Below are 20468 nucleotides of genomic sequence, written 5' to 3'. Positions count from 1 at the left end.
CACTGTGGTCATGCCTTATAACTGGCCTGTTTGAACCAGCGCCCCTCTGAACTGGGGGAACTCAGCGACCCATGACGTTGGGCGTAGAATAGCATTTCAGGCGGTGCGAGACGCTAATTTTCATTGTTGGCAGATTTATTTTGAAATAATTATGTATCTATCGAAATGTGTCGATCTCACTGATATTGACCTGCCGTTTACTTAGCTATTAATACAATTAGCCTACTAAATGACATGCTAGGACTCATGGTGAAAACACTTCTGTTAACCGGTGCCACCGGTTTTTTGGGCGGTGCAGTGCTCGAAAAACTCTTGTTGGAAGACTCAGATTTTAATTATTTATTATTAGTTAGGGCCACTACACCGGAACAGGGGCTAACCCGTATTCGAGAAAATCTGGCAAAGTTTTATCTGCCTGGCGGGCGGCTGAATAAAATCATGACACGTCATATTTTGTTAGGTGATTTAGCTGAACCAAACAGTTTTATTAATGATCCGCGCATCAACGATGTCACCCATGTTATTAATTGTGCTGCTGTAGCCTCATTCGGTAATAATCCCTTAATCTGGAAAGTGAATGTTGAGGGGACACTGGCCTTTGGCAAAAGAATGGCCGAGGTTGCTGGTTTACAGCGGTTTGTTCACGTTGGCACCGCCATGTCATGTACCCCTGATGCCGATACTGTCGTTAGCGAGCAGGTATTATTAGCGGAAGATGATGCGCATTTAGTGGAATACACCAAATCGAAATCTGCTATTGAGCAACTGCTGGCGGAGCAGTGCCCAGATTTACCCTTAGTATTTGCCCGGCCATCGATTGTCGTTGGGCATACCCGATTGGGGTGCCAGCCATCGAGCAGCATCTTCTGGGTATTCCGAATGGCATTAATGCTGCGTAAATTTATGTGCTCGTTAGATGATTATATTGATGTTATTCCGGTCGATTATTGTGCCGACGCTTTGCTGCTTATTTTACAGCATCCAAACCTACCCGAAAATATTTATCATATTTCTGCTGGGGAGAAAGAGAGTGTCAGTTTTGCCGAAATTGATCGAGCCATGTCATTGGCCGCGAGGCAGACGCCAATGGGGTCAGATTATCGCCAGGTAGAATATGGCGTGTTGGTACAGATGCGTAATCAACTGAAAGGTATTTTCGGCCCCTGCAATGAGCGGTTAATGTTGAAAGCCATGCGCTTATATGGCTCCTTTGCCATGCTCAATGTGCGTTTTAATAATGAACGGCTACTGAGTTTGGGGATGCCCCCATCGCCACGCTTCACCGATTATATTGCCTGCTGCGTAGAATCTAGCTTTGGCATGACCATCCAGCAGCAAATGGCAGTTGATTTTAAATAAACTGATCTCCCCGCTAGGTTACCGATGGTGGGGGCTCTCTTTTTACGCCACGCCACGCAACACACTACCCGCTACTTTTGGTAACGGTTAACCCCGTGCCAGCCAGTCATAACTCAGCTAGACTTAGATTTTGGTATCTTATTGGAAGTAGGTATGTTGTGCGCCTGAATAAAAAAATCTCGCCACTGGATAACCTGATTTACAGCCATTATCGCATCACTCACGCTTTGCGTATTACGCTGGCGTTTATCCTAACGTTTCTGATTATTCGTTTACTGGCGGTTCCCGAAGGGACATGGCCACTGATCACGCTGGTGGTGGTGATGGGGCCAATATCTTATTGGGGCAATGTGCTATCCCGCGCGCTGCAACGTATTGGCGGCACCGTTTTTGGTGCTATATCTGGCCTGATTGCTCTCTATCTTGAATCCTACTCCCTCACCTTGATGCTGGTCTGGTGCGGGATTGTGATGTTCCTGTGTGGCTATCTCACCTTGGGTAAGCGGCCTTATATGGCGCTGCTGATCGGGATTACGCTGGCGGTGGTTTGTGGCTCTGCGCCGGGGGATATGCACACCGCGCTCTGGCGCAGCGGCGATGTGATTTTTGGCTCCCTACTGGCACTGATTTTTACCAGTGTTTATCCGCAGCGTGCTTTTACCCACTGGCGTATGCAAATGAGCGATAACTTGCGGGCCATTAGCCAGATATATGCCGCTTATCTGTCGCCGAATGTGGTCGAGCGCCCGCGATTAGAGCCAAAGTTGAAAACCGCGCTGGGTCAGTCGGTTAAAATGCGTACACTGATTGCCCCCTCCAGCAAAGAGTCCCATATCAATAAAGACGTTTTCGAGGCCATTCAAACACTGAGCCGCAATCTGATATGCACCTTGGAGCTGCTGGTGGATGCTTATTGGTCGTCGCGTGAAAGCCATTTTATTATGCTCAATGCCAAAGGATTACGTAGCACCCAGTTGATGACCATCCGTACTCTGAATACGTTGAGTGACAGTCTGCGAGATGGATCACCCGCGCGTGAGCGGGAGGTGGCGGCAGATTTGAGTGTGATTGCCAGCGAATTAAAATCACTGATGTTGGCAGTGACACAAGAACAACAGATAGAAACACCGATTTATGGCTATGTTTGGTTAAGTCTGGAGTTGACCAAACAGCTTGAGGAATTAGATGATCTGATTAATATGACTCTGCGCAGGTGATCATGGGTGGCGATAAGGCAGATGAAATTTCTGTCTGGCGGGTAAAGCAGGTAAGATAAGCCAATGAATCTTGTCACCAGCTACAGCAAAGCGGTATGGTGCAGGTAGCTTGGTCACCAGCAATTGAATTTGTGTAAAACTTAAGTGAAGGTGTAAAAATGGATAATGCAATTAAGCCGACTTTCCAGGACGTTTTGGAGTTTGTGCGTATGTTTCGTCGCAAAAACAAGTTACAGCGTGAAATCATTGATAACGAAAAGAAAATCCGTGATAACCAAAAACGCGTTCTGTTGCTCGATAACCTGAGTGATTACATCAAACCAGGTATGAGCATTGAAGAAATTCAGGCCATTATCGCTGATATGCGTACTGCTTACGAAGATCGTGTTGATGAATACACCATCAAAAACGCCGATCTATCTAAAGAGCGCCGCGAGCTGTCGAAAAAACTGAAAGCGATGGGCGAAGTTAAGTAACTTTCACCGTACGCACAATGCCTCATCACCTAGGGGCTATAAACAAAAAGGCTGGCATCAAGTGCCAGCCTTTTTTTGAGCTATAAAGTTTTTAATTCAACGGCTTGTTTGACCTCAAGAATCGGAACGCGGGAATATTCACCCCTTTAATAAAGATAAAGGCCAGCAGCAGTGAACCCCACAGCGCCATAGTGATATAACTACTGACGCCCATGATGTTCAGCCCGCTCTCCAGCATTTGCAGCAGGAACAGCGCCAGCACAATACCGAAAATCTTGCCGAATCCACCATCAGGATTGACCCCACCCAGCACCGTCGCCAATATCGTGATCAGCAACAGTGACTCACCATAGGAGGCTTTGGCCGAGTTCAGTTTTGACATCATCAACAGTGCGGCGACAGCACACAACAGTGAAGAGATCACATAGACCCAAATCAAGGTGCGCCGGGTGTTAATGCCAGAGAAAAAGGTCGCTTTTTCATTAGAGCCGGAGAGATAAATTTGGCGGCCCAGCGGGGTTTTAGCCAGAATCAACCAGATAACCAACGCCACCGCAACGAACAGATAAAGCGGCAATGGCACACCGAGAAAATTGTTGCGATCCAGTGCCAATACATAGTTTGGGAAGTTCGAAATAGCCGAGCCTTTGGAGATCAGCACATTCACGCCTTTGAGCAGCGTCATGATGCCCAGAGTCGCCAGAATAGGGGAGACTCGAACAATCGAGATCAGCACCCCATTAATCAGCCCCACCACCAACGCCACCGAAGCCCCGGCCAACAGCATGAGCATCATTGAGCTGAATGTTGGCTCCAGATGAGTACAGACCCATGCCATAACTAGCGCGCTGGCATTGGCGGTAGCAATGATCGATAGATTGATGCCACCGGTTAACATGGTGATAGCCATTGCCAGCGTTAATACCCCAGCGACAGGGATTTGTGAGGCAATGGATTGGAAATTAGCCGCTGACCAGAATACCTGAGGGATCAGTAGGCTGAATATCACGCCGACCAGCACCAGCAGCAGTACCAGCCAGCGTTCGGTATGATCACGTTGCGTTGATTTTGACATGATTATATCCCTACCTTATGACGTTGGCCCCAGGCCGTCACACTGATGCTGATGACAATCACTAGCCCGATAACCACGGTATGCCAGTACGACGAAATTCCCAGTAAATTCAACCCATTTTGCAATATTGCCAGCAGAATCACCCCCAGCAACGTGCCGGTCAGGGTGCCGCGTCCACCGACAATACTGGTGCCCCCGAGCACCACCGCCGCCAGCACCGTTAACTCATAACCCAACAGCGAATCAGGCGCGACGGTCAACACGGTATAGGACTGCACCACGCCAGCGATCCCAGACAAAAAGCCCATGTAGCCATAGACAAAAAGTTGCAGCTTGAGAATGCTGAACCCCATGCGGGACGCTGCTTCTTGATTACCACCCAAAGCATAGATTTGGCGGCCAATACTGGTGCGGGTCATCAGCAGAGCCGTGACAATAATGGTGGCCAGTAGTGTCAGAATCGGCAGCGAGAGGCCATATTCATAGCCATCGGCAGCAGTAAAGGAGAACAGCATCGGCCCATGTTCGAACCATTCCGGATAGGTATAGAGCCAAACACCACGGCTGAGATAGAGCAGTAAGCCATAGAATATATTCAGCGTAGAAATGGTGATGATGATAGACGGCACGCGCAGACGATTAACCAGCAGCGCATTAACCAGCCCCAATAGCAGGCCAATACCGCCTGCCAGCGCGAAGGCGATTGGGAAGTTGCCGCCAAACTTCACAATTAATGTCACCATGACATATTGCGAAATAATGGTCATGGCAGGGAATGAAATATCAATACCGCCAGAAATTAACACGATAAACAGACCACAGGCCAAAATAGTCAACATGGCATAGTTATTTATCAAATCGTAAATATTGGCCAGGGTCAGAAAATCTGGGCTGGTGAAAGCAAGATAGGTCGAAATAATCAAAATAGTGAATGCCAACATCACTTCATGGCGCTTCAGATGTTCTTTATTGAATAAGCCTGTGTGACCGCGGTTCGATTTATTGGACACAGAGTTATTTACCGCATGGGGATTAGCCATTTACTACCTCCGCAATGGCTGCTTCGCTGCAGTTGCCAGGTAAGAATTCTTGCACCAGTGTCCCGGCCCGCATCACTAAAATGCGGTGGCTGTTAAAGTAAGCCTCATCAATCTCATCACAAACCATTAAGACTGCAATCCCCCGCGCTGCCAGCGCATTGATAATATTATAAATACCGGCTTTATTGGCGATATCGACCCCGACGGTTGGCGAGTCGAGGATCAGTATTTGCGGATCAGTTGCCAGCCATTTTGCAATGGCAATTCGCTGCGCATTACCGCCGGATAAGGTATTTACCGGCAAGTCACTGTTGCCGATTTTAATCGACAGGTGTTTCACCATATCTTCGACCAAGGTATCAACCCGTTCGGTGCGCATTAGGTGAAAAGCATTTTTCAGCCGATGTAAAACGGTGGCGCTGATATTGTCGCGAATGGATTGCGCCATAATCAGTCCGGTGCTCATTCTATCTTCCGACACATAACCAATACCGGCAGCAATGGCATCGCGGTTACTGGCAAAATAGACCGGTTTATCATTGATTCGGATGGTGCCTGACTCCGGTGTGGTTAAACCAAATAGGCTGAGGCAGAGTTCGGTTCGCCCAGACCCCAGTAAGCCAACTAATGAGACAATTTCGCCCGGATGCAGGGTCAGTGAGATATTGTGATATTCGTGGCTGCGGGAAAGCTCCTCCACCGCTAGCACCGGTGGGCGGGCAGCGATATAAGCTGGTAGCACCTGAAAATCAAATTTCATGCCGGTCATCAGCCAAGCCAACCGCGGGTTATCCACTTCGACGGCAGGATAGGTGCCGACCCAATCACCATCTTTCAGTACCGTGATGCGGTCCGAAATTTCTAGCACTTCACTCAATCGGTGGCTGACAAAGACCACGCAGATATTGCGTGATTTCAGTTCATGCACCACCCGCAGCAAGCCATTAACCTCTTGTCGCGTCAGGGAGGCGGTGGGTTCATCCATCACAATCAGCCGAGCATCCTGTGCCAGTGCGCGGCAAATGGCGACCAACTGCTTCTGCGCAATGGGCAAATTCTCAACCAATTCATCCAGATCAAGGTGGGCATCAATGCTGCTGATCACGCGCTCGGCGGTGGCACGCATCTGACGCTTATCTACCCATAGGTGATGGTGATAATGGTTCATGGCGATATTCTCAGCCACGCTCAGATTAGGGAATAATGACAAATCCTGATAGATCACCTGAATCCCTAAGCGGACCGATTCGATCGGTGTCAGGGTGGCGTAGGTTTTGCCATCAATGGTGATCACGGCATCAGAATCGGGTTGGTAGACGCCGGAGATAATCTTGATCAGTGTTGATTTACCACAACCGTTCTGCCCTGCGAGGCAATGAACCTCACCCGGCAGCAGGGTCATGGCCACCTTATTCAGCGCCTTGACGCCATAGAAGGTTTTACTGATGTTTTCCAGGGTAATAAATGGCTGCATAGTTCCTCTGGACCCAATCGGGTGTGAGCTGCCGGAGTGCCCCTAGGTGCGTTAAACCCTTCAGGCTCCTTGCTTATTGGCTGGTTTTTCATTAGTTGCAGAGCCAAACATGCGCCTGGCTCTGCATAGCGCAATGAATCAATACAGCGAATCGACGTTATCTTTGGTGACGCGCAGTACATTGTGGAACTGAATCAGATGCTTAGCCTGGTCAACTTCCGCTTTGCCCACGCCAGGGACGTCCATACCGGTTTCGATCTTCTCGCCTTTCAACACTTTGTCAGCGACCGCCGTCAGTGCATAACCGGCGGAACCTGGGTCATAAGTCACACCCATGGCGATATCACCGCTCTTAACCAGCGAGGCCGCCTGAGAAGGGATCATCATGCCGAACACATGCACTTTGTCTTTCGCGCGTTTCTCTTTCACCGCACGGCCCGCACCGATGGGGCCTTGTGAACCGAAGGCCACAATCCCTCTCAGGTCATTGTGTGCTTTCATCAAATCGAGGGTGGTGCGGCGTGAATCATCAATGCTCTCTGCGACCGGCATACGGCTGGTCACTTCGAACATATCCGGATAGTGCTCTTTCTGATATTTAACAAACAGATCGGCCCACAGATTATGTTGTGGCACCGTCAGGCTACCGACATAGATCACATAGCCACCTTTACCCCCCATGGCTTTCGCCATCTCTTCCACGTTATCGGCGGCAAATTTCGCGTTATCGATGATTTCGATATCCCAGTTAGCACTTGGCTGCCCTGGGGATTCGTTGGTTAACACCACAATTCCGGCATCACGGGCTTTCTTGAATACCGGCTCCAGTACATCGGCATCATTCGGCACGATACTGATGGCGCTGACTTTCTTAGCAATTAAGTCTTCGATGATTTTCACTTGTTGCGGGGCATCGGTACTGGATGGCCCGACCTGATAGGCTTTGATGCCGAGATCTTTACCGGCACGCTCCACACCTTCACCCATGCGGTTAAACCACGGCATACCTGCGATTTTCGAGATATTGACCACTTCGACTTCTTGCGCCAGTGCGCTACCCGAGCACGCCATCATGCTAAACAGGCTGGCTGCCAGTAAGGTTTTTACACTCAATTTGTTCATCTAATAAGGCTCCCGGAGCTAATGTAGGTTGAGGTTATCGGTATCGGTGCAATAGTTTGATTCTGTATTACTTGAGTTTTATTTATGTTTTTAAAAAAATGAAGATTTAACAGGCATCAGATTTTACATCTGCACTACATTTCCTGTTGCTCGACTCTAATACCCCGATAGCTATTTTCCCCATATCCCTGAATGCTATTTACATGGATAAAATGGCTGCTTTCCCTGTTTGTGACTGAGGTCATGATTTTGGCGGGTAAGGCAGTGAGAATTACATAAAAGTGTCAGGCGGGAGGGTAATAACATGGGTGACTACATGGACATTATACGTCAGATATTTCTGGCTAATATCTCGTCGTTTGGGACTGAATAGCTAGCGACTTTGCTTAACGCACCCCACCGGGCACCATGGTGAGCAGGTGTTGGGTGGGGTAGTTTTGGGTGATGTGATACTGCTGCAACTGCCAGTAAAGCTTTTCGAGATCATGGCGTTGGCGGTCGAGTAGCAGCCCTACCACGCTGCCACTGTGGGCGACATTCAGCCCGTAGAGATCCAGCTCCTCCACCAATGTCATCAGCGCCGCAAAATCGGGTTTGACCAGCAAGCGCTGGCTGGCTTGCGCGCTAAGGGTGGTGGCTTGGCCGAGCAGTGCACAATCGCGGCGATCAGCGGCTTGGGTAAAGAGTTGCCATGCCCGCGCCAGTGAGGCGGCACTGGCCAGCAGTGCGGGCTGGCGATCACGGCGATGGTAATCCTCGGTATTCAGGATCTGCGGGCTTTCCAGCAACAAAATATCCAACTGTGGCTGCCAATCATAAGAGATCTGTGTGGCGGCGGTTTGATGATCAAACAGCGTTAATTGCTGGAATAGCGTGCTGTCGGTGGGCTCCAGACTGACACACAATGTCGCGAGGGCCGCTTCATCCAGCGTTTCGCCCAAATGGCGAGCGGTGGCCAGTGCGGTGGCGGCGATATCAGCGGTGCTGCTGGCTAACCCTTTTGCTACCGGAATGGTGGAATCAAAACGAATATTCAGCCCACGGGCCATCTCGGCAGGGTGACCGAAATAAGCCAGCACCGCCGCCAGCATCTGGCGCATCCGTGGCCGCTCATGGCCGCTCGGCACGCCGTCGCTCACCGCGACGGTACTGAACCAGTTTACCGGACAAGAGATCAGCTTCTCGCCTCCCAGTATCCAGCCCTGAATTAACTCGCCGCAGGAGGCCGGGCAACGGGCTTCAGCCATGGCCGAACACCTGCTGCAAGGCGGTGATCAGCCGCTGATTGTCGGCGGCACTTTTGATCGCCACGCGGTAGTGGTCGCGGGTCAGACCGGGGTAGTTGGCACAGTGGCGGATCAAAATATGATGCTGTAACAGCGCCTGTTGCAGATCGATTTCCGGCTTCAGGCAGCGCAGGAAAATATAGTTAGCCGCCCCTTGCCAGACCTGCAACGCGGGCAGGGTAGACAATTGTTGATATAACCAAGGTTGCTGTTGTGCCAGCCATTGATGAGTTGCCTGAATGTAAGGTTGGTCATCGAGGATAATCTCACCAGCCAACGCAGCGAACGCATTGATTGTCCAAGGCTCGCGCTGCTGCTTCATTTGTGAGATTGCCGCCTGATCGCCGCTAAGCAGATAGCCGAGACGTAACCCCGGAATGGCGAAAAATTTGGTTAGGGAACGCAGCACATAAAGGCGTGGGAAATCCGCCAATTGCGGGATCAACCCCGCCGCATCGGGCAGAAAATCGATAAAGGCTTCATCGACAATCAGTGCAATCTGCTGTTGATGGCAGCACTGCACGATAGCTTGCAGCAGCGCGGTATCGGGCATCAGGCCGGTTGGGTTGTTCGGCGTCGCCAGAAACAGGCAGTCAGGGCGCAGTTGTACCAGCCGCTCCAGTAACCGCTCATCGGGCTGATAGCCATCCGCTTCGCTCATCGGATAGTCATGAATTTGACAGCCGACCCGTTGCAGCGCGCGGCGGTACTCAGCAAAACCCGGTGTCAGCAGCAGCGCACTACGGGGTCGCAGATACTGCACCACCGCGTAAATCAGTTCGGTGGCCCCATTACCCGCCATAATGTTTTCCGGTCGGCAGTGGTGAGCGCGGGCCAGTGCGTCATGCAGTTGGCGGTACTCAACATCGGGGTAGCGCTCAGCACGGGCTAACTGCGCAACAATGGCGGTTTTCAGGGAGTTGGGCATCCCCAGCGGATTAATATTGGCACTGAAATCAATGATATTTTCTGCATCTGTGCCGATTTTCAATGCCATTTCCAGCACATTACCGCCATGTTCGCTCATTGCTGCGTTATACCCCTCTGCCCCTAATTTAATTTGTGTTCAGAGTACCATAAGCGAGGGAATTGAGCTTAGCGACAACGTTTCTGGCGTGAATGCCAGTATCTCCCGCAGCCGCACCACATCACCAATCACAATCAAGGCCGGGGCCGATAAACCCTGCGCGGCGACCTGATCGACTAAGGTGATCAAGGTGCCACTGGCAACCTGCTGTTGCTGGTGGCTGGCATACATCACCACTGCTGCAGGGGTGGTCGGCGCTTTGCCGCCGGCGATCAACTGCTGGCAAATTGTCACCAGCTGCGTCATCCCCATCAGGATAACCAGCGTACCTTCCAGCTTCGCCAGGGTGGCCCAATCCTGCGGTTCATTACCCTGACGCAAATGGCCGGTGATCACATGAAAACCGGAGGCATAATCACGGTGGGTCACTGGGATGCCGGCATAGGCCAGCCCACCAATGGCGGAACTGATCCCCGGCACCACTTCAAACGGGATCTCCGCCAGTGCCAGCGCTTCCGCTTCTTCTCCGCCGCGCCCAAACACATAGGGGTCGCCGCCTTTAAGCCGCACTACATTCAATCCTCGCTGGGCGCAATCCACCAAAATCTGATTGATTTCCGGCTGCGGCACCAAGTGGTGATTGGGGTTCTTGCCCACATTGATCATTTCACAGCCGTCAGGGGCTTGCGCCAGCAGTTCAGCGCAGACGAGGCGGTCATACACCAGTGCTTCGGCCTGACGAATGGCATGTAATCCTTTTACCGTAATCAGTGTCGCATCCCCCGGCCCCGCACCCACCAGCCAAACTTTTCCACTCTTCATCTTGCTTCTCACTGTATGGCGAGGGCCGGTTGTACCGGCAGCGGTTGTGCCACGCGCATGACATCACGGGCAATCATTAATTCTTCATTGGTATTGACGATGGCAATCTGTACCGGCCCCTTATCCTTCTGAATAAAGAACTGATTTTTTAGATTTTTATCCTCATCCAACTCGATGCCGAGAAACGCCAGATCCCGGCATATCTGCTGGCGGGCATTGCGGGCATTTTCGCCAATGCCGCCAGTGAAGATCAGCGCATCTATCCCACCTAGCTGCACGATATAGCTGCCAATCACTGCGCGGATGCGCTCGGCAAACAGCTCAAGGGCCACTTGTGCGCGAGTGTCGCCGCCGCTGGCCGCCTGTTCCACATCACGATAGTCGTGGGAGATGCCGGAAACGCCCAGCAAGCCGGATTGGTTGTTGATCAGATGGTTGATCTCGGCGGCGCTTTTGCCCTCGGTCTGCTGAATAAATGGCAGGATCGAGGGGTCAATATCGCCGCTGCGGGTCCCCATCATGATCCCCGCCTGTGGGGTGAAGCCCATGGAGGTATTGACCGAGCGCCCATTGCCGATCGCACATAAACTAGAGCCGTTGCCGAGGTGGCAAGAGATGATGCGCAGCTCTGCCAGTGGCCGCCCCATGCGCTCAGCGCAGACTGCACTGACATATTTGTGGCTGGTGCCGTGGAAGCCGTAACGGCGAATGCCCAGCTCCTGGTAGTAGCGCCACGGCAAAGGGTAGAGATAGGCGGTCTGGCTCAGGGTTTGGTGGAATGCGGTATCAAACACCGCCACCGCGCTGGCATCGGGTAGGGCATGCTGAAACACGCGGATGCCCAAAGCATTGACCGGATTATGCAACGGCGCGAGCACGCCCAGTTGCTCAATTTTATCCAGCACCTCGGGGGTTATCAGCACCGAATCGGCAAATGCTTCACCGCCGTGGGCCACACGATGGCCGACGCCGCTGATCTCATCCAGTGAATCAATAATATTGTGCTCAATCAGTGCGCGCAGCAGATGTTCGGCCCCTTGGCGGCAATCGGCGATCGGCAACGTTTCCCGCCATTTCACATCGCCAGCCAGCAGGTTAAACACCGCATCATCCATACCGATGCGCTCGATTAAACCTTGGCACAGCACCCGCTCTTCCCTCAGGCCAGTCTGCCCATTGAGCATGGAAAACAGCTGAAATTTCAGCGAAGAACTGCCGGCGTTTATCGCCATAATCTTACCGGACATACGACTCTCCAGAATGATTCAAATAAGTTATAAGGTCAGTGAGTCCCTCGCCGGTTTGCGCCGAGGTCACAAAAATATGTTGTGCGCCCGCTTGCCTCAGGCAGTCCGCCGCCCAGCTCAGTTGATCGGGATGGCTGACAGTGTCCGCTTTGCTGATAATGCCGATCACCGGTTTGTTGAACACCTGCGCCAGCATCGGGGCAAACCAGCTCTGGCAGGCATCGGCATTCTGCACCAATCCCACCACCTCAGCCTCACAAGCGCTCGCCAGTAACGCGCTGTATAAGCAGCGGTTTTCCAGATACTCACCCGGCGTATCAATGGCATTGTCCTGCCAGATAATCGACTGGGTTTTCTGGTAATGAAGAGTCTCGCCCTGCAAGCGTTGAATCAGCGAGGTTTTGCCGCACTGACTGGGGCCAATTAACATGATGCGCTGCATGGCATCAGGTCCGGGTCATCGGGCAGGCGGTGAATTTCATCATGTCGCCCAAGGTGTGAATCACCTGTTTTAGCGCGTATTCCACCGCCGACACATCACCGGTAAACACCACCGCACCGGTGAACCGGTCGATAAAACCAATCTCCACCGCGCCGGATTTGGTGGCGATATCACTGGCGATAATCGAGGCTTCGCTCGGGGTGATGGTCAGAATGCCGATGGCGCTGCTGACATCATTCAGCCCCAGTTTTTTGTAGAGCGCCTTATTGGGATTGGCGATGAGATGTGCGAGGGTGATCTGTTTACCGGGAACATATTCCTGAATCACGCGCTCGGGGGTGCTGCTCTTTTCCATCATGCCTCCTGAACTAACTGACGCCACAGCGCCTCATGGGGACGGGGGATCAGGGTGCTGTACACCAATAATCCCTTCTCACCGGCGCACTGGCTGGCAACCTCGACGGCGGTCTGCACATCGGCAATATCGCCGCTGAGCACTTGGTAACATTTGCCGCCAATACCAAAGGCCATATGGATGCGCACCAAGGTGACGTTAGCGGCTTTCACCGCGCGATCGGCGGCGGTAATGCAAGCCGCCACACTCCAGGTCTCCACCACGCCCGCGGCCTGACGGTTCTCCACCGTATTCAGACCGCTGATTGCCGGTAACACCGACGGGTGCAGATTGGGTAGCACGATGCTGTCGACCAATAAGTGACCGCTGTGCTTTTCGCCATTCTGCACTGATTGGCTGACGGCCCCGATATCACCGCCTACCATCAGCAAATATTTACCGGGGCAGAGGGTCTTACTGACCAGCAGATTGACGTTGGCGCTTTTCAGCATTAGGTCGCAAACTTCCATCCCTTTGGCGATACTGCTTAACTCAACAATTCCAATGGCTTGAGACATGCTCACTCCTGTTAAATGCCGCGACGAAGGGTAATGGCGCTGGCATTGATAGCCGTGACGACCCCCGAAATACTGGCGTGCACGGGAGCACCCAAGGCGTTATTAGGGATCTGCCCGATCAGTTGGCCGTGCTTGACCGCTTCACCGACACTGACCACCACTTCGGCGGCGGCACCGATATGCTGGCGCAGAGGCAAAATCACCTGTTGTGGCAGGTACTCCTGCTCGCTGAACGGCGCGGGCTGATACCAATCGGTGAGATCCAGCCGCGCAATCAGCCGCGCTATCGGCACCATGCGGTAATTCGCCATCGGATCCGCCTCTCGCAGCTCCCCTTGATAGCGAGCCCCCTGCGCACGCAACTGGGTTTTCAGCAGCCGATTGATGCGCATTGGCGAGATATCCACCGGACAAGCGTAGCTTTCACACAGCCCACACTCGGAGCAGGTGAGGGCACTGAGCAAGATATCTGGCGTGGCGACCTGCTGATAGATAATCGCCCGCACCAGCAGATGCGGCGGCAGTTCATGGCCGATAAGGTGGCGCGGGCAAAGTTCGGTACACATGCGGCACTGCTCGCAGACGGCGCGGGCGATGGCGAGCACATCCTGATCACTGCGCGTGCGGCGGGTGATCAGCAAGTGATTGGCAGGTAGCACCAACAGGCCGCCAGTCGTTTTGGTCACTGGCTGATCGAGGTCGTGTAGTGCATGGCCCATCATCGGCCCGCCATTGATATAAGCGGGATTGTCGATGGTCGCGCCCCCCGCCAGTGCCAACACTTCCCGCAGTGAGGTGCCGAGCGGCACGGTCAAGGTTAACGGTTGTGCCACGGCACCATTGACGGTCAGGGTACGGCGGGTGACTGGCCACTGCTGTTCCACTGCCCGTGCGACATTGAGCAGGGTTTGCACATTATTCACCACCACGCCAATACTGACCGGCAGGGCGGCGGGCGGTACTCGTCGACCCGTCGCCAGCCAGATAGTGATCACCTCATCACCGGCGGGGTAAACGTCGGGCAAGATATGCAGCCGAATCTGTGGTGGTAGCAGTGGTGTCAGTGCCGCAATCGCCTCGACATATTTGGCTTTGAGCGCAATGATGCCTTCGCGTGCGCCAGTGGCGACCATGCCATAGAGCACACCGCGCACCAGTCGTGCCGCCTGACGTGGCATCAACTGCTGATCCACTTTCAGCATCGGCTCACACTCAGCGGCATTGACCAGAAAAATCTCAGCCTGCGCTTGCAGTTTTACCGCCGTCGGGAAGCCGGCCCCGCCAGCACCGACCACCCCGGCATCGCGCACCCGCTGCTGAATAGTGGCGGCGTCACACTGCGCCAGTTCACCGCAGGCGAGGGGGGCGCTCAGTCGTGGCGCAACGGGCAACGAGAGCTCACTCATACAGCGCCTCGACAATGCCACGGATATCTTTTTCATCCGCCGAGCGCGGGTTGGTGCGCAGGGTGACGTCCGCCAGTGCGGCGGTGATGATGTCTGGAATGCGCTGCTGCAATTGGCGTTCGTTGACTTTCATCGCCGCCAGCGGCTGTGGTAATCCGCACTGGCGTTTCAGTTGCTCAATCTGATGAATTAGCTGATTCACCGCGCCGCGATCTTCCCCATTGGCGGGGCTGAAATGGCATATTTTCGCCAGCCGTGCATAGCGTTTACGCGCCCGTACGTCAGCGGCATTAAAGCGAATCACCGGGACTAACAGCAGTGCATTGGCTAACCCGTGGGCGATATGGAACTGGCCGCCCAATTGGTGAGCAATGGCGTGATTGATCCCCAACCCCGCCTGACTGAATGCCATGCCCGCCAGTGTCGAGGCGTTATGCATCTTGCCTCGGGTAATCAGGCAGTCGCCCTTCTGGCAGGCGGTTGGCAGATGGCGAAACACCAGTTGCACCGCTTTCTCTGCCAGCGCATCGGTAAAATCACTGGCGCGCGGCGAGACATAGGCTTCCAGCGCATGAGTCAGCACGTCCAATCCAGTATTGGCGGTGATAACGGGCGGCACCGTGACCACCAGTGCCGGATCCAGAATGGCGATATCTGGGTAGATCTCATCGTCAAAGAGCGGATATTTAATGCTCTTTTCCGGATCGCTGATCACGCAAGCGCTAGTGACTTCCGACCCGGTGCCGCTGGTGGTGGGGATGGCGATACAGGTTTCGATCTCCAGCCCTTGCTGGCGGCTAAACCAGACAATAGCTTTGGCGGCATCCAGTGCTGAACCGCCACCAAAACCGATCACCACATCAGGGCGCAGGGCTTGCATCTGCTCAATGCCCTTAACCACAGTGCTGATATTCGGGTCCGGCGTGATGTCGCTGAACAGGCTGATCTGGTTATCCGTCGCCAGCACCGCTTTTAAGCGATCCAGTAGCGGCGAGGTGGCGAGAAAGCCGTCGCAGACAATCCAGATTTTGCGCTGATGGAAGCGTTGCAGCACCTTGAGGCTGCCTTCCCCGCTATAAATACGCGTTTGCAGGAAAAATGTCTTCATACGTCCTCGCTCAGCGAATGGAGAAACCGTTAGTCAGCACACAGCGGCGTTGGCGTGCAAAGGTGCGGGCCGAGGTGGTGCCTTCACCGGTTGGGGTGGCGATGGTAAAGGTGGTAAAGCCCTCGCCACCGACCCCGATCCCCGCATAAGAGGGGCCGTTTTTCACAAAAATGGAGGTCTGCAACAGGCGGGCCGCCAGATTCAAGCGTGAGACATTTTGTGAGTGCATGGTGGCGGTGTGATGCAGGCCACCCTCCACTTGCAGCGCCAGTGTCAGGGCCGCATCAAAATCCTTTACCCGCACTACCGGTAACAGCGGCATCAGTTGTTCCGTGGTCACCAGCGGATCATCACCGGCCACCTCCACCAGCAGCAGGCGCGGGGCTTTGGCTGGACAACTGAGGCCAGCGGCTTTCAGCAGTTCAAGCGGGCTTTTGCCCACCAGATTTTTGTTGGCGTGGCCTTGGGGTGTTAGGCAAGCCTTGCGCAGGCTGTCGACATCTTGCGGATTGCTGATCAGCAGCGCATCGAAGGCCTGCATCTGCTGCAATAAGCGGTCGGCGACACTCTCCACCACAATCAGGCTCTTCTCGGCGATGCAGGGCAAGTTGTAGTCGAAGGATGCGCCGGAAACGATATCTTGCGCGGCTTTCGCCAGTTCAGCGGTCTCATCCACCAGACAAGGTGGGTTACCCGCGCCGGCACCAATCACTTTTTTGCCGCTTTTCATGCCCATCGCCACAATGGCGGGTCCGCCAGTGATCGCCAACAGAGCGATTTTATCGTGGGCCATCATCTGTTGGGTGGCTTCGAAACTCGGCTCTTGCACCGTCACCACCAAGTTGCGGATGCCGCAACTGTTGAAAATGATCGCCTCGATTTGGGCGATAAGATCCAGTGAGACCGCTTTGGCACCGGGGTGCGGACTGAAATAGACTGCATTTCCAGCAGCCAACATGCTGATGCTGTTATTGATAATGGTTTCAGTGGGGTTAGTGCTGGGGGCGACGGAACCAATCACGCCAAAGGGCGAATACTCGAACAAGACCATGCCGCCGTCGCCAGTTAGGGCGGTGGTGGAGAGATCTTCGATGCCGGGGGTGTTCTCTAGCGCCGCCTTGTTTTTCAGGAATTTATCTTCTTTATTACCCATGCCAGTCTCACTGGCCCCACGCTCAGACAGTGACACCAGTTGCGGTTTTAGCTGCTCACGCAGGGCGCTGATAATGGCGCTGCGGGTTTTCATTGGGCTTTGCTGATAGCGCAAAAAGGCGCTGTGAGCGGCATTAACTGCTTCATCCACGCTGGCAAAAATGGCGCTGGAGGCAGACGCAGTCGCAGGCGTCAGTTGCTCGGTGAGGATAGTGCGAATGAGAGATTCAAGGTCATTGGTGTTCATTATTCATTCCTCAGATGTAAAGCCGATATGGCCGCTTCTGCTATGTGCATATCTTGTTCGACGCTGCCGCCGCTGATGCCTAAGCCGCCCACCAACTGGCCATCACGCCACAGGGGGTAGCCGCCACCAAAACTCACCACTTTGCCACCCGTGCTGGCTTCCAGTTGGAACAGGTCAGCCCCCGGTTGTACGGCACTGCTGAGTTGATGAGTGGCGGTTTTCAGGGCCACAGCGGTCCAGGCTTTTTTCGGTGCCAGTTCGCTGCTGACCAGCAAGGTATCGGGCATACGGTAGGTCATGATCAGGTTGCCGTGGCGATCAGTCAGTGCCACCACTACGGCGATTTTTAGTGTCATGGCGGCTTCAACCGCCAACTTAACTAATTGATGGACGTCAGAAAATCCCAGCCCAGCGCGAGTGAGCGGCGTGACTGTCGCGGCGATGGCAGGATGTGCCGCCTCGGTGGCCGCCAGATAACGGGCCAGCACGGTTTGCGCGGTTTGCTGCAACTGTTGGCGCTGATCTTCATCGCGGGCCAGTGCATACAGGCAATCGGATAAGCGGTTGAGATACTGCAACAGCACCGAGCGCACTGGCACCTGTTCAGCCAGTTCTATCAGCCGCCGTTCACAGCGCCGCGCAAGGGTGCGGGCAAAATGCAGACGGCTACCGGCTTCGGTATCGCCGGGCAGAATAAAACCTTTTACTGGCGGTAATTGCGCCATGCAGCGGTCAACTGCCAACTCCAGCGCCTGAATATCGTGCTCGCTGATGCTTTTGCGCCCGACAGGCGGGGTGTCGATGCCTTCGCTGGCTAATTCAGCACTGAAATAGAACAGCTGATGTTGTACGGCATCCAGTAACTGACGGTTCTCCTCGCCTTGCGTCACACGGGCGCACAGGCTCAGCGCGGCGTTAAGTTCATCCAGCGTGCCGTAGGTTTCCACCCGTGGGTGGCTCTTTTTCACCCGTTGTCCGGTGAACAGGGCCGTGGTTCCTGCATCGCCGGTTTTGGTATAGATGCTCATAAAATCACCGTTAACTCAGTAAGATACAGATCATCAGTAAGAACACTCATCGACGATGGCGACAATCGCCAGATCGATAGCATCATTCGGCTCGGCAAAGACCCGTCTGGCACTGGAGCCTCCCGCCAGCAGCACCAGCTCTCCCTGACCTGCGCCGACGGAATCAACCGCCACTTCATCCGGCGTTTTGCTGTCTGGTGGCAATGAGCCGTCACCGGCTACACGGCGCACCAGTAGCAGCTTCTTACCAATCAGCGTCGGCGATTTTTGCGTTGAGACCACCGAACCTACCACTCTGGCCAGTTGCATGATTTACTCCTGCCTTAACAGTTGAATGTGACGGGCTGACAGGGTGTCCTGTGCCAGCGGTGTAACCAGCGTGTGAGCATCAATCAGCAGCCAGCCGGGGTTGAGAGTGGCGATATCGCGATAACTCAAGACCTTGCCTGCATGTAGCCGTACCGCATTCCCCTGACTGTCGCTAAAACTCAGCGGCAATGGGCGCAGTGCGGCGGCGGGCAGGGCGGCCAGCAGTTGGCGATGCAAGCTGATATGCACTTTCATGCCCCATGACCAGGCCTCGTTCAGTGCCATAACCGCAGGACAAGTGGTATCGGACTGCGCCAAGCGGTGCATAAATGCCAGATCCGGCAGCATCAGGTGCAGCGTGGCATGGTGCACGAAGACCGATGAATCAAGCCCGGCGCGCAACTGAGGCAGCAGCAAGGCGTGAACCCGCCGTTCGCGCTCGGTCAACCGCGTGACAATCTGGCTGACCAGTTGTTCGGTTTGCGCCTGAGTCAGATTCATGGCTGCGTTGTCCGTGGTGACGTGAGCAGAGTGGCGAAAGCTGCCGGATCATCTGCGCCAGCGGCATTGGCCTCGTCGGTGTCGATGTGCATCTCCAGTTTCATTTGCGGTGAAACGCGAATGGCCACATCGTCCATGATCAGCCGACGGTCACTGCCCTGAATCGCCACTTGTACCCGATCACCGTGCTTAACCCGGTAGATCAGGGCGTCCAGCGGCGACATATGAATATGCCGTAGCGCCACAATCACCCCATGGGGCAACTCCACTTCGCCATAGGGACTGACCAAGCGGATAGCGGGTGTTCCCGCCAGATTGCCGGACATGCGTAGTGGGGCATTGATCCCCAGCGTACGGGCATCGGTGCGGGAGATCTCCACCTGACTTTGGCTGCGTAACGGCCCCAGAATGCGCACGTTTTTCAGGCTGCCTTTCGGCCCGACCAAGGTCACCGTCTGTTCGGCGGCATACTGGCCTGGCTGGAGCAGCGTTTTTTTCTCAATGAGCGGCTGCTCAGGGAACAGCCGTTGGTAGTCCTGCGCCGAGAGATGCAGGTGTCGGTTGGAAACCCCAAGCGGGATCGGACGAAGACGCATTTCGTCGAGGATCTTACTGACAACGGGTTCCAGTAACGCTTTTTCCATCAGACTTTTCCTCGTTTACCCAAGTGGATGCAGCGAAAGCGAGGCTCACCTTTATGGCGTCGGCAAGCCGGGTCGAGGCAGAGATTGCAGCTCACACGAGGAGCTGATTGGGCCTCACTTTCTGTGTTGTTATTACCCACACTGCTTATATTTATACTCGCCGTAGCTGCGGGGGCATCGTCGGTGGCAGTGTCAGCTGCGGCTGGGGTGTCGGCCTCTTCTGTCTCCTCCGATGCACTCACTTTTTCGGCTTCAACGGGTACCTCGCGGGGGATTTCAGCGGCAGGTGCCTGCCAATAGGCCATCAGGCTGTCTGCCGGACGGGCCAGTACCGCACGAGAGACCAGACCCTGATGCTGTTCGGCAAAGGCGGCACCGGTACTGATTGCCGCCTGAACTGAGGCCACATCACCGGTCAGGCGGATTAACATCCAGCCGGAGCCGTTGGTTTTTTCTATGCCGATCAGCTTGACGGAAGCGGCTTTCGCCATGGCATCCGCCGCGCCGATAGCCAGCGCTAGACCGCTAACTTCAAGTAAACCCAGTGACGTTTTCACGCTGTGCTCCTCGTCTT

22 protein-coding genes are annotated in these 20468 nt (G+C 54.1%); 3 read left to right on the top strand and 19 right to left on the bottom strand.

Translation table 11 applies throughout. From position 1 onward, the window contains the following. Window positions 1-249: 249 nt before the first annotated feature. The 3 genes from ACZ76_RS01800 to tmaR all read left to right on the top strand — a co-directional run bounded on the left by ACZ76_RS01800 (window position 250) and on the right by tmaR (window position 3052). Window positions 250-1359: an SDR family oxidoreductase gene (locus tag ACZ76_RS01800; RefSeq protein ID WP_048620151.1), complete on the top strand. Its 1110-nt coding sequence runs from the start codon at window positions 250-252 to the stop codon at window positions 1357-1359. Window positions 1360-1517: 158 nt separating this feature from the next. Next, window positions 1518-2576 carry an FUSC family protein gene (locus ACZ76_RS01795; protein ID WP_048616266.1) on the top strand — a complete coding sequence of 353 codons (1059 nt, stop codon included), beginning with the start codon at window positions 1518-1520 and terminating at the stop codon, window positions 2574-2576. A gap of 158 nt (window positions 2577-2734) precedes the next feature. Then, window positions 2735-3052, top strand: coding sequence for a PTS system regulator TmaR (tmaR, locus tag ACZ76_RS01790; protein ID WP_048616264.1), 318 nt, complete (start codon window positions 2735-2737; stop codon window positions 3050-3052). A gap of 91 nt (window positions 3053-3143) precedes the next feature. Here tmaR and ACZ76_RS01785 read toward each other — a convergent pair whose 3' ends face one another. From ACZ76_RS01785 to ACZ76_RS01695, 19 genes are all read right to left on the bottom strand, one after another. After that, window positions 3144-4127 carry an ABC transporter permease gene (locus ACZ76_RS01785; protein WP_048616262.1) on the bottom strand — a complete coding sequence of 328 codons (984 nt, stop codon included), beginning with the start codon at window positions 4125-4127 and terminating at the stop codon, window positions 3144-3146. A 2-nt stretch (window positions 4128-4129) separates the two neighbouring features. Beyond that, window positions 4130-5068, bottom strand: coding sequence for an ABC transporter permease (locus tag ACZ76_RS01780; protein ID WP_048620150.1), 939 nt, complete (start codon window positions 5066-5068; stop codon window positions 4130-4132). Between the two features lie 91 nt (window positions 5069-5159). Next, window positions 5160-6641 carry a sugar ABC transporter ATP-binding protein gene (locus ACZ76_RS01775; protein WP_048616260.1) on the bottom strand — a complete coding sequence of 494 codons (1482 nt, stop codon included), beginning with the start codon at window positions 6639-6641 and terminating at the stop codon, window positions 5160-5162. A gap of 138 nt (window positions 6642-6779) precedes the next feature. Continuing rightward, window positions 6780-7715, bottom strand: coding sequence for an autoinducer 2 ABC transporter substrate-binding protein (locus ACZ76_RS01770; protein WP_235428215.1), 936 nt, complete (start codon window positions 7713-7715; stop codon window positions 6780-6782). 434 nt (window positions 7716-8149) lie between these two features. Then, the gene (locus ACZ76_RS01765; RefSeq protein ID WP_048616257.1) at window positions 8150-9010 is read right to left on the bottom strand and encodes a GHMP family kinase ATP-binding protein; all 861 of its coding nucleotides are present in this window, start codon (window positions 9008-9010) and stop codon (window positions 8150-8152) included. Continuing rightward, window positions 9003-10076 (bottom strand): threonine-phosphate decarboxylase CobD, encoded by a 1074-nt coding sequence (gene cobD, locus ACZ76_RS01760; RefSeq protein ID WP_048616255.1) that lies wholly within the window; start codon window positions 10074-10076, stop codon window positions 9003-9005. The genes ACZ76_RS01765 and cobD overlap by 8 nt, the downstream gene beginning before the upstream one ends. Before the next feature lie 39 nt (window positions 10077-10115). Further along, entirely contained in the window at window positions 10116-10898 is a 783-nt protein-coding gene (cobA, locus tag ACZ76_RS01755; RefSeq protein ID WP_048616253.1) for a uroporphyrinogen-III C-methyltransferase, read from the bottom strand. Window positions 10899-10906: 8 nt separating this feature from the next. Continuing rightward, window positions 10907-12145, bottom strand: coding sequence for an acetate/propionate family kinase (locus ACZ76_RS01750; RefSeq protein WP_048616251.1), 1239 nt, complete (start codon window positions 12143-12145; stop codon window positions 10907-10909). After that, on the bottom strand, window positions 12135-12587 hold the full coding sequence (locus ACZ76_RS01745) for a EutP/PduV family microcompartment system protein (protein WP_048616249.1): 453 nt from the start codon (window positions 12585-12587) through the stop codon (window positions 12135-12137). Before ACZ76_RS01745 ends, ACZ76_RS01750 begins: the two co-directional genes overlap by 11 nt. 4 nt (window positions 12588-12591) lie before the next feature. Further along, the gene (gene pduU, locus ACZ76_RS01740) at window positions 12592-12942 is read right to left on the bottom strand and encodes a propanediol utilization microcompartment protein PduU (RefSeq protein WP_032813079.1); all 351 of its coding nucleotides are present in this window, start codon (window positions 12940-12942) and stop codon (window positions 12592-12594) included. Further along, on the bottom strand, window positions 12942-13499 hold the full coding sequence (locus ACZ76_RS01735) for a BMC domain-containing protein (protein ID WP_048616247.1): 558 nt from the start codon (window positions 13497-13499) through the stop codon (window positions 12942-12944). Before ACZ76_RS01735 ends, pduU begins: the two co-directional genes overlap by 1 nt. 11 nt (window positions 13500-13510) lie before the next feature. Further along, entirely contained in the window at window positions 13511-14905 is a 1395-nt protein-coding gene (locus tag ACZ76_RS01730; protein ID WP_048616245.1) for a 4Fe-4S dicluster domain-containing protein, read from the bottom strand. After that, on the bottom strand, window positions 14898-16013 hold the full coding sequence (locus tag ACZ76_RS01725) for a 1-propanol dehydrogenase PduQ (RefSeq protein ID WP_048616242.1): 1116 nt from the start codon (window positions 16011-16013) through the stop codon (window positions 14898-14900). The genes ACZ76_RS01730 and ACZ76_RS01725 overlap by 8 nt, the downstream gene beginning before the upstream one ends. A 10-nt stretch (window positions 16014-16023) precedes the next feature. After that, window positions 16024-17412: an aldehyde dehydrogenase family protein gene (locus ACZ76_RS01720; protein ID WP_048616241.1), complete on the bottom strand. Its 1389-nt coding sequence runs from the start codon at window positions 17410-17412 to the stop codon at window positions 16024-16026. After that, complete coding sequence (locus tag ACZ76_RS01715; protein ID WP_048616239.1) at window positions 17412-18440, bottom strand: cob(I)yrinic acid a,c-diamide adenosyltransferase; 1029 nt, start codon at window positions 18438-18440, stop codon at window positions 17412-17414. The genes ACZ76_RS01720 and ACZ76_RS01715 overlap by 1 nt, the downstream gene beginning before the upstream one ends. A gap of 33 nt (window positions 18441-18473) precedes the next feature. Then, window positions 18474-18749 (bottom strand): EutN/CcmL family microcompartment protein, encoded by a 276-nt coding sequence (locus ACZ76_RS01710; protein ID WP_004873635.1) that lies wholly within the window; start codon window positions 18747-18749, stop codon window positions 18474-18476. Between the two features lie 3 nt (window positions 18750-18752). Continuing rightward, window positions 18753-19250, bottom strand: a complete 498-nt coding sequence (pduM, locus tag ACZ76_RS01705) for a microcompartment protein PduM (protein ID WP_048616235.1) — start codon at window positions 19248-19250, stop codon at window positions 18753-18755. Continuing rightward, the gene (locus ACZ76_RS01700) at window positions 19247-19894 is read right to left on the bottom strand and encodes a phosphate propanoyltransferase (RefSeq protein ID WP_048616234.1); all 648 of its coding nucleotides are present in this window, start codon (window positions 19892-19894) and stop codon (window positions 19247-19249) included. Before ACZ76_RS01700 ends, pduM begins: the two co-directional genes overlap by 4 nt. Continuing rightward, window positions 19894-20451, bottom strand: a complete 558-nt coding sequence (locus ACZ76_RS01695) for a BMC domain-containing protein (RefSeq protein ID WP_048616232.1) — start codon at window positions 20449-20451, stop codon at window positions 19894-19896. The genes ACZ76_RS01700 and ACZ76_RS01695 overlap by 1 nt, the downstream gene beginning before the upstream one ends. Window positions 20452-20468 lie beyond the last annotated feature (17 nt).

The organism is Yersinia aleksiciae (assembly GCF_001047675.1).
Lineage (GTDB): Bacteria > Pseudomonadota > Gammaproteobacteria > Enterobacterales > Enterobacteriaceae > Yersinia > Yersinia aleksiciae.
The sequence above is the reverse complement of the archived record's forward strand: the minus strand, read 5'-3'. Positions and strand labels throughout refer to the sequence as shown.